Genomic DNA, 8,129 nt, shown 5'->3' on the forward strand with positions numbered 1-8,129 from the left:
CGTTCAGGCACTCTATCTTTACACGCCGGACCAACAGAGACTGTACGAACGGTTTGGGTGGCAAGAAGCAGTGCAAACCGTGGTCAATGACGAGGCTGTCAGCATCATGGTAAGGCACGCAACTCATAACTTGCACGTCGAGAGGGACGCTCCGCCGACAAGCCGACACCACGCCCGTCAAGTTGAACGGTAAGAAATCAGCACTGGACCCCGCATCAACCAATACTCGGAGAACAATTGCATGTTCGTCATATTGCTGCGCTACATTAAGCCATTATCTGAGGTTGATCGTCTTATCGGGGAGCATAAAGAATTTCTGGAACGTTATTATGCTTCCGGTCACTTCCTGTTGTCCGGACGCAAGGAACCTCGTACTGGCGGGGTCATTCTTTCAAAAGCGGAAACGAGAGCAGAAATCGAAAGCATAGTGGCCAACGACCCTTTTCATTCATCGAGAACAAATTGCTGAGTATGAAATTATTGAGTTCTTACCTTTTATGGCTGCCACGCGGCTTGCAAATCTCTAGCTGACTTAATAAGGTTCTTGTGGAACGCACCACTTCTCGCCCCCCCGATCTGCGACACCAAGTATCAATTTCCGGCTCGACACATAAAAACACATAAAGGAATAACTCATGGATCAAGTGCTTACAGGTGGATGTCTCTGTGGAGCCATTCGATATAAATGCCAAGGTGAGCCAGTTTTCTCTGGCAATTGCCACTGCAGAGACTGCCAACGAACTTCTGGAAGCGCGTTCACACCAGCTATGTTTTACCCGGAAATAGCTGTGAAAATTGAGGGAAATCCAAAGTCATATGAAACTACTGCGGATAGTGGAAACAAGATTTGGCGTTTATTTTGCCCAAGTTGCGGATCGCAATTGTTTAGCAAGCTTGAAATGCTTCCAGGCATGATCGGTTTACGGGCGGGAACACTCGATGATCCTTCAGCATTCCATCCGAAACTAGATTTCTACACATCAAGTGCGCCCACCTGGGATTTTATGAATCCACAATTGCCAAAGTTTGAAAGAGCACCGAAGCAGTAGCACGATGCCTCACAACGATTAGCCCAGCGGACGCTCGCTGGTACTTGTCACGGACGACACCTAGATGACAGAAAGCGCTTGGTCGGCCCCTAGGTTTCGATGCCGACGGCAGCCACTATGGACCCATCTCGAGCTATACAGCTGAGCTTTCTGACGCAGGGATGGAACTGACTATGTGGTTCCAGATGGAACGCTCAAGGTTACTGGGGTAACTTTGGAATCACAGCCCACCCAGATTTCATGCTGTTGACGTGGACCTCGGCTGGATTGACATACTCAGCGCAGCCGTTCGTTCACCAGTTCTTTAACCTCCCGCATGAACCCGGCATAACGCCCGCCCAGCGCCTTGCGGCTGTGCGCGCTCGCCGCGGCCACATCCCCGCCCTGCTGCTCGATGCGCTCCATGCCGCGCATCCAGTCCTGCACGGCACGGGTTCTCGCCGCGTCGGTCTGGGCCTGCTGCCATGCGGCCAGCGCCGCATCGACTGCCCGCATTTCGGGCGGGCCAGCGTCGGCCTGCGGATTCAAGGGCTTGGCGGCGGTCGGGGCCGACTTCTCCACAGTCTTTGGGGACAACTGTGGCGGGCGCTGCAAGCGCCGCTGCTCATCCTGCACCACGGCCTGCAAGTCGGCATCCATGACCTCGATGCCCAGCCGCACGGCCTGCCGTGCCGCGCGTTCCCGGAATTCGCTGCTGCCGGTGATGTCCACCTTGCCGCCATACTTCTGCGCGGCCATGCGTAGCGCGGCTTCCAGACTGTCCGCGCCCTTGTCGTGCAGGACGATACGCGGGCCGGTGTCGGTGAATCTGTCCCGCCCCTGCGCGTCGCGGTACAGCACGAGCTGGCGTTTGCGGTCGATCTGCGCCTCCAGTCCGGCCAGCGTGAGCTTGCGCAGCGGGTCGAGTTCCTCGCCCTCGATGCCGTCCTGCTGTTGGTTCTTCTTGCGCTGCTCGCGGTAACGAATGCCGCGCAACGCGGCCTGCGCCGCTTCATCGCCTTGGCTTGCTTCGCGCTCCACCCACTTGCGCCAGACTTCCTGCTTGGGCAATTTGACCGAGAGCGCCTTGCGCTCTGCCGCCTGACGCTTCTGCAAGGCTTCGCGCTGCTGCGCCGCCTTGAGCGCCCACAGGGATTGCACCACGGCGAGCGGCTGGCCCTGCTGCCGGGCTTGGGTGGTCAGGGTCTTGCGCTCCTGGCGGGTTTGCGCGGCCAGTTCCTGCCGTTCGCGCTGGTGGCGGCTGCGCAGTTCGGCGCGCTGCTGGGGCCGCTGCGCGCGCGCTGCGGCTTGTTCGGCTTCGAAGCGGGCGGCGAGGGCCGCGCGGGCATCTGCGCGCAGTTGTCGGCGCAGCGCGCGGAGGTCGGGGTCGCGGGCTGAGATTTTTTGGGGCGCGCGTTCCGGTTTGTCGGTTTGGCGGCGGCTGGTCTTGACGTACTGCGCGTAGGCCTTCGGTGTCCCTGCCTGGGTTTGCAGTGCAGGGACGAAGGGGCCGAGTCGTTTTTCCAGTTCGGCCTTGCTGGCCCAGCGCCCCAGTTGAGAGGCTTTGGCGGCCAGGATGCGGCCATTATCAAGCTGGGTGGTGACCACCAGCCCGGAGCCCTTGGCCTGAAGGGTGACGCCGTGCTGCGCCAGAGCCTGATGGGCATCGGCCCAGGTCGAGCTGGGGGCTTGCAGTGCGGCGCGCAGGTCTCGGGCGGGATGGACGGCGACCCAGGACTGGAAGGAGTCGGCGCCGAGCCGGTATTCCGCTGCGGCTGCGCCACGGGTCAGTCGCAGCGCGCCGTCTTCTTTCAGCAGCCCACGCTCCCGGCGTTCCGCCCGGCTCATGCGCACGATGGTCGGCCCCTGGTCGGTGTCCAGGGTGATGTAGGGGCCGTTGGCGCGGGCATAGCCGAATTCGAGTTCGAGTTCGCGCATGCAGCGGTCGAGGATGAAATAGTCTTTCTTGAACGGCGGCTGCACAGCGATGAGTTTTTCCGGGTGCACGCGGTTGATGACCAGGTGCACATGATCGTTGTCGGTGTCGCGGTGGGTGGCCCAGGCGGCCTGATGCTCACCAAATCCCAGCGCGTCCATGACGTGCTTGCAGGCGTGTTCGGCCTGCTGCACCGTGGGATGTTCGCCCTCCTGCCAGGTGATGGCGACGTGATAGACGGGGTTGCCCTTGAACCGGCCCTTGCGCTCGCAGTCTCGGGCTGTGCCATCACAGACGCCGGCGAGGTCTTCTGCGTAGGCGAGGCGATGTTCGTCGAGCGTCCAGTAGAGCTGATCGTCGTCGATATTGAAGTGGCCGCCGTCCAGGGTCTGTCCGGGCGGCAGTTCGTCGTGGGCGCGCATGACGTAGCGCATGACGTGGGCGAATCCCTTGCTGGGTGCGCCGGGTTTGAGGGTGATGACTTTTGCGAGCATCAGGGTGTCCTTCTCAGGATGGCGGCGGTGCGCTGGAGTTCTTCGACCAGTTGCCACCAGCGGCGGCGATCGTCTCCGGTAGCCCAACCTTTGTCTTTGGGATAGAGGTGTTTGAGCAGGCGTCCGAGCTGGTCGATGCGCTGCGCGGCGGTGTCGTCGGCGCGGCTGATCACGGGTTGAAGGGTGGCGCGCAGCCGGATGAGTTCCGACACACTCTTGCGGGCGGCCTGTGCCTGGTGGCGCAGGTCGGCGAGCTGGGCGGTGGTGAGGCGCACGCGCACGGTGTGGGGTTTGCGATCTTGTGGGTCCATGCCGTGACTCTGCGAGACGGGGACGGCACGGTCTGTCTGCGTCGTGTGTCGCTGCTGGTCAGTCGTGAGGCGGTTTGATCCGGGCGTGTGTCGGAGCTGTCCAAACCTTCGATGCGTAAAAACCTTGCAAGGTAATGTTTCGTGGGACATTTGACACACCGCGTGCGCGGCGTGTCACGCCTGGCGGCGCCATGTCACACGAAACGCTTGGTCAGGGCTGCGCCCCGACACCCTCTGGACACGATCCGCCGCAGTGCGGACGCCGGCGTCGGTTCTCCGCGGTTCCCTTGTCGCACACGTTGATCGGCTTGGATGTCGGCGGCATCACAGCCGACGCGGGCGGATTCAATCTGACTTCAGGGCGCACACCTACTGTCCCCACCCTGCAGAGTCAGGGCAGGGCGCTGTGAAAGGCGCGCACATGAGGAATCACGATGACGCAAGATGAGGACAAACCGGACACGCCAGACGACGCGGGTGCATTCGACCGTGATGCGGCGCGTTCGCAGCTGCTTCAGACCGAAACAGCATTGCGCGAGGTCGTGCGGCGCAAGCGTCAGGCTGCACAGGCGCGAGCACGCGCCGAGCGGTCCATCGATCCGCGCGAATTCGCGCTCAACAGCCTGCTGGCGATCGAGGATGAGCTGTTCACCTTGTTCGACAGTGGCGAGACACTTGCCGAGATGCTGGCGTATCTGAAAGAGAACATGCCTGGCGTGCCTTTGGCGGACCTGCGACGGGCTTTGAAGACGATACGACAACGCCGGGTGCGCTCCGGCACCAACACGCCAGCGTCAACTCCGGGCGACACAGGCAACGCACAAATCGGCCGTGAGAAGGCCGTCCAAGCGCACAAGGCAGCAGTCGCCACGCCAGCCGCCGCAACCGCTCCGCCGGCTGCCCACGGACTGGAAGGTCTGGAGTTGCCAGACTGGGCGGATGGGTCTGATCGCATGCCGGACGAGTCCGAGGCGGACTACATCCTGCGCAAGAACATCGAGGGTCCGCCCGAGGCGCGGCGCAAGTTCATCGGCGAGCACAACGCCTGATTCCCCGGCTGCCGCCGGACGCCGCCGGGGTGCTGCCCGGACTGTTTTTTTATCCTGACTGAAAGGTACACATCATGCTCAAGACGTTCATCATCGACGGCGACAAAGGCGGCGTCGGCAAGAGCCTGGCCGCCCGCGCGCTGGTTCACCATCTCCTGTCCAGCGAGGACGCTGAGCGTCCCCGTCTGGTGGTCTATGACGCCGATCTCTCCAATCCGGACGTGTGCGGCGAAGGCGGTCTGCGACCTGGGGGCGGCATCGTCGGCACGGCGCTGCTCGATCTTTCGACCGAGAGCGGCTGGATCGATCTGGGCACGAAGCTGGCCATGCTCGGCGCTGCCGCCCAAACGGCGGAATACCGCATCATCATCAATATGCCGGCGCAGATCGGCACACGGGCGTTCGACGGGTCGATCCACATCGTGAGCGAGGTGCTGCGCGAGGCCAATGCGGTGCCGGTCTGGCTGCTCAGCCGCACGCAGGAGAGCATCCAGGCGCTGGACTACCGACTGCGCCAAATGCCTGCGCGCTATGAGGCGGGGATTGTGGTGAAGAACCTGTTCTTCGGTTCGGCGGACAGGTTCATGCTCTGGCAGACGGTTGAACTGCGGCAGCGGCTGGTGGACGAAGGCGCCTGGCTCGAAGCCGAATTGCCGGAGATGAACGATCAGCTCGCCGTGATGATCGGGCGCCGCCCGTTCCATGACGTGCTGGCGACCGGGATTGACGGTCGGCCGCTTCCTTATGGCTATCGCCTGGCGTTGCAGTCCTGGCTCAAACGGGCGGGCACCGCGCTAGAGCCGATCGAAGCCATCGAGGCGGGGGCGGTGTGATGGCTTACAGCAATTCGGAACAGGTGTTCATGGATGTGCTTGGGCGACTGCCCGTCGAGGACGAGTGGAAGGAGATTCGTTCCCTGCTTGGCATCCTGCAGCGTGCGGGGTTTTCCGTAGATGACCCGAGCAATGCGCCGCACGTCACGCTGTTTGCCTGGGGCTGGGCGCGCAGTACGCCCAGAGCGGATGTGCTAGCGGCGGTGAAGGCGGCGGTGATGGAGTTGGGCACGGCCGCCACGCCGTCGCCGGATTTGACGCCGGTGTTGAGTGCGGTGCAGGGTTTGCAGATCGCTGCGGCGCGCCCGGTCACTGTGAAAGTCGATGAGGGGATGGTCAGCGAGGCGGTAGCGCGTGCCTTTCGTGAGCCGATTTCGCAGGCCTCGATGACGATCCTGGGCATGGTCATTGTCGTCGCGCTGTTTGTCGGTTCCTGGTGGGGCAAGCACCAGTTGGAGGCTACGGTGCAGATGCAGCAGCAGATGATTCAGAAGCTGACGGCTCCTGACCATGCGTCGCGTTCTGGCAAGTGAATGGCCTATCCCCGTCGCGGCTGTTGCCGGCAGCGCCTGGCTGTCGGGCGGTTCCAGTCTCCTTGGGCCGCTTGCATCGCTCGGGCTTCCCTTGCTCATAGCGGGCCGCGGCACGGCGCGGCGACGGTTCTGCGTTGCGCTGGCCTATTACGCGGTGGGCTGCTGGCCCATCGTTTCGGCGGTGTTGGGCTACTGGGGGGAACATCACGCCGTGATGGCTTGGGCGGCATGGGCAGCATCAGCCGCGGCGTTGTCTTTGCCGTGGGCTCTGCCACCTGGACGCGGCGGGTTGCTTGCTGCGCTGCTGCTCACGGCCCTGCCGCCGCTGGGCGTGATCGGCTGGCTCTCCCCGATGAATGCTGCGGGTGTGCTGTTCCCTGGTGGCGGATGGGTGGGGGTGATCGGCCTGTTGCTGCTCGTCGCACTCTGGCCTGCGGCGGTGAACGGCCTTGCGGGCGCGCGGATCGCCATCGTGGGTGTGTTAGCAGGCAGTGTCGTCATAAACTTGCTGGCCGCGGCTTCCCCGCCCGCAATCATGCCCCAAGACTGGGTCGGCGTGCAGACGCATCTGCGCCCAGGAGATGGAAAGATCCTCGCGTCGATTCAGAACAACCAGCGCATCATCGAAGCAGGGCTACGGCAAGGCGTCGGCGCGCGGGTCGTGGTGTTTCCCGAGGCGGTTCTGCCGAACTGGTACGGCGGCACCAGGGCGCAGTTCGCCGCGGCCGTGCCGCCGGGTCAGATCTGGCTGCTCGGCGTGCAGACGAATGGGCGCGATGCCGTGGTGCGGGTCGGACAGGGGTACGCCGATCCGGTTCCCGTCGCACAGGCTGCTGGCCTGCTGCTGGGCGGCGACTGGCAGCCGTGGAACCCACGCACCTTGCGTCCTGCCTGGTGGCAGCGTGTGTTTGCGCTTGACGGGCAACGCGTGTGGGCCGCGATTTGCGTGGAGCAGGTACAGCCTTGGACGTGGCTTGAGGCCCTGTGGCAGCGGCCTACGGTGATTTTTGCGCAGTCCAATGCCTGGTGGGCTGCGCCAGGCAGCGCAGCCCCCGGCATTCAGGATGCGAGCACGCGGGCTTGGGCGCGGTTGATGGGGGTGCCGGTAGTGTGGGCAGTGAATCGGTGAGCAACGCTCTATGCGAAGGCGTTTCTAAATCAGCCATGGCGATCACAACTCTACCGCCCGAGTCTTTCCCAAATCAAGCTGCGCTCGAACCCGAAGAACGCGGCGAATGCGCTGGTGACAAATTTTCCGCGCCCGTTACCCACTCAATTATATTTTGACGCATATTGTCATTATAAATCAATAACTTACACACATCGAACGAATCGATGCCATGAAAAATACCATGATAAACAAGTCAGCTACGCGCCCCACTCCACGGCCAATTAGAACTCGTACTTCTCTTTGCGCTGGATGAAGGCGTCGCGCCCGCCTTCCAGAATGCTGGCCACCTGATCCCGAATCACAGGAACGTCAATCGAGCCTTGCGCTTCCAACCCGAGACACGCGTGGTTCTCGGCGGCCGTGAACACGCCAATCCACTCGGCATCACCGAACACCGGGATGTTCGCGTTGTGTGTCGCAAACAAGAACTGCCGACTGGTCTTTGCCTCTCTCAACTCGGCAACGATCCGATCTGCGATGAAGGCGTTGTCGAGGTTGTCCTCCGGCTGATCCATCAGAAGGGGATCGACGTTCTCAAGCAACAGCATGTGGTGCCCGTGCAGGAAGGCCGCAACGGGCTGGCCTTGCTGGTAGCCGACCCGGCGGATCCGTATCCGCTGCAGGCGGTCGAGCTGGCCGCTGGTCGTCCAGTCGCCTTGCGCGTGGGCCTGCGTTCGGAAATCGATGGGCTGATCGAGCGCTACTACGGCTCCGGCCGCTCGGCGATGGGCACCATCGTGGAAAACCTCGACGGCAGCGCGGCCGAGGAGGACG

The 8,129-nt window shown here is 62.6% G+C and carries 9 protein-coding genes and 1 pseudogene; 7 read left to right on the forward strand and 3 right to left on the reverse strand.

The annotated features are described in order from the left end of the window. Positions 1-241: 241 nt before the first annotated feature. Together ABT24_RS15105 and ABT24_RS15110 are read left to right on the forward strand one after the other, a co-directional pair. Positions 242-469 (forward strand): YciI family protein, encoded by a 228-nt coding sequence (locus ABT24_RS15105; RefSeq protein ID WP_353743859.1) that lies wholly within the window; start codon positions 242-244, stop codon positions 467-469. Between the two features lie 166 nt (positions 470-635). Then, a complete protein-coding gene (locus ABT24_RS15110) occupies positions 636-1,049 on the forward strand; it encodes a GFA family protein (RefSeq protein ID WP_013123587.1) in 414 nt (137 codons plus the stop codon). Positions 1,050-1,325: 276 nt separating this feature from the next. Here ABT24_RS15110 and traI read toward each other — a convergent pair whose 3' ends face one another. Continuing rightward, complete coding sequence (gene traI, locus ABT24_RS15115) at positions 1,326-3,458, reverse strand: TraI/MobA(P) family conjugative relaxase (protein ID WP_094159791.1); 2,133 nt, start codon at positions 3,456-3,458, stop codon at positions 1,326-1,328. Next, positions 3,458-3,769 carry a plasmid mobilization protein gene (locus tag ABT24_RS15120; RefSeq protein WP_094159790.1) on the reverse strand — a complete coding sequence of 104 codons (312 nt, stop codon included), beginning with the start codon at positions 3,767-3,769 and terminating at the stop codon, positions 3,458-3,460. The genes traI and ABT24_RS15120 overlap by 1 nt, the downstream gene beginning before the upstream one ends. A 434-nt stretch (positions 3,770-4,203) precedes the next feature. On the opposite strand from ABT24_RS15120, the gene ABT24_RS15125 reads away from it, so the two are divergent. From ABT24_RS15125 to ABT24_RS15140, 4 genes are all read left to right on the forward strand, one after another. Further along, entirely contained in the window at positions 4,204-4,818 is a 615-nt protein-coding gene (locus ABT24_RS15125; protein WP_276730574.1) for a hypothetical protein, read from the forward strand. 74 nt (positions 4,819-4,892) lie between these two features. Continuing rightward, a complete protein-coding gene (locus ABT24_RS15130; RefSeq protein ID WP_276730576.1) occupies positions 4,893-5,651 on the forward strand; it encodes a hypothetical protein in 759 nt (252 codons plus the stop codon). Beyond that, positions 5,651-6,184, forward strand: coding sequence for a hypothetical protein (locus ABT24_RS15135; protein WP_276730578.1), 534 nt, complete (start codon positions 5,651-5,653; stop codon positions 6,182-6,184). The genes ABT24_RS15130 and ABT24_RS15135 overlap by 1 nt, the downstream gene beginning before the upstream one ends. Then, positions 6,162-7,313 carry a carbon-nitrogen hydrolase family protein gene (locus ABT24_RS15140; protein WP_276730579.1) on the forward strand — a complete coding sequence of 384 codons (1,152 nt, stop codon included), beginning with the start codon at positions 6,162-6,164 and terminating at the stop codon, positions 7,311-7,313. Before ABT24_RS15135 ends, ABT24_RS15140 begins: the two co-directional genes overlap by 23 nt. 263 nt (positions 7,314-7,576) lie before the next feature. On the opposite strand, the pseudogene ABT24_RS15145 reads toward ABT24_RS15140, so the two are convergent. After that, a pseudogene (locus ABT24_RS15145) lies at positions 7,577-7,906 on the reverse strand (TrlF family ATPase); the annotation flags it as partial. A 6-nt stretch (positions 7,907-7,912) separates the two neighbouring features. Here ABT24_RS15145 and ABT24_RS15150 point away from each other — a divergent pair. Next, positions 7,913-8,129: GspE/PulE/PilB domain-containing protein (locus ABT24_RS15150; protein WP_502689017.1), on the forward strand; the 217-nt coding region annotated here is incomplete at its 3' end.

It is taken from the genome of Thiomonas sp. SCN 64-16 (genome assembly GCF_001725585.1).
Lineage (GTDB): Bacteria > Pseudomonadota > Gammaproteobacteria > Burkholderiales > Burkholderiaceae_C > Thiomonas > Thiomonas arsenitoxydans.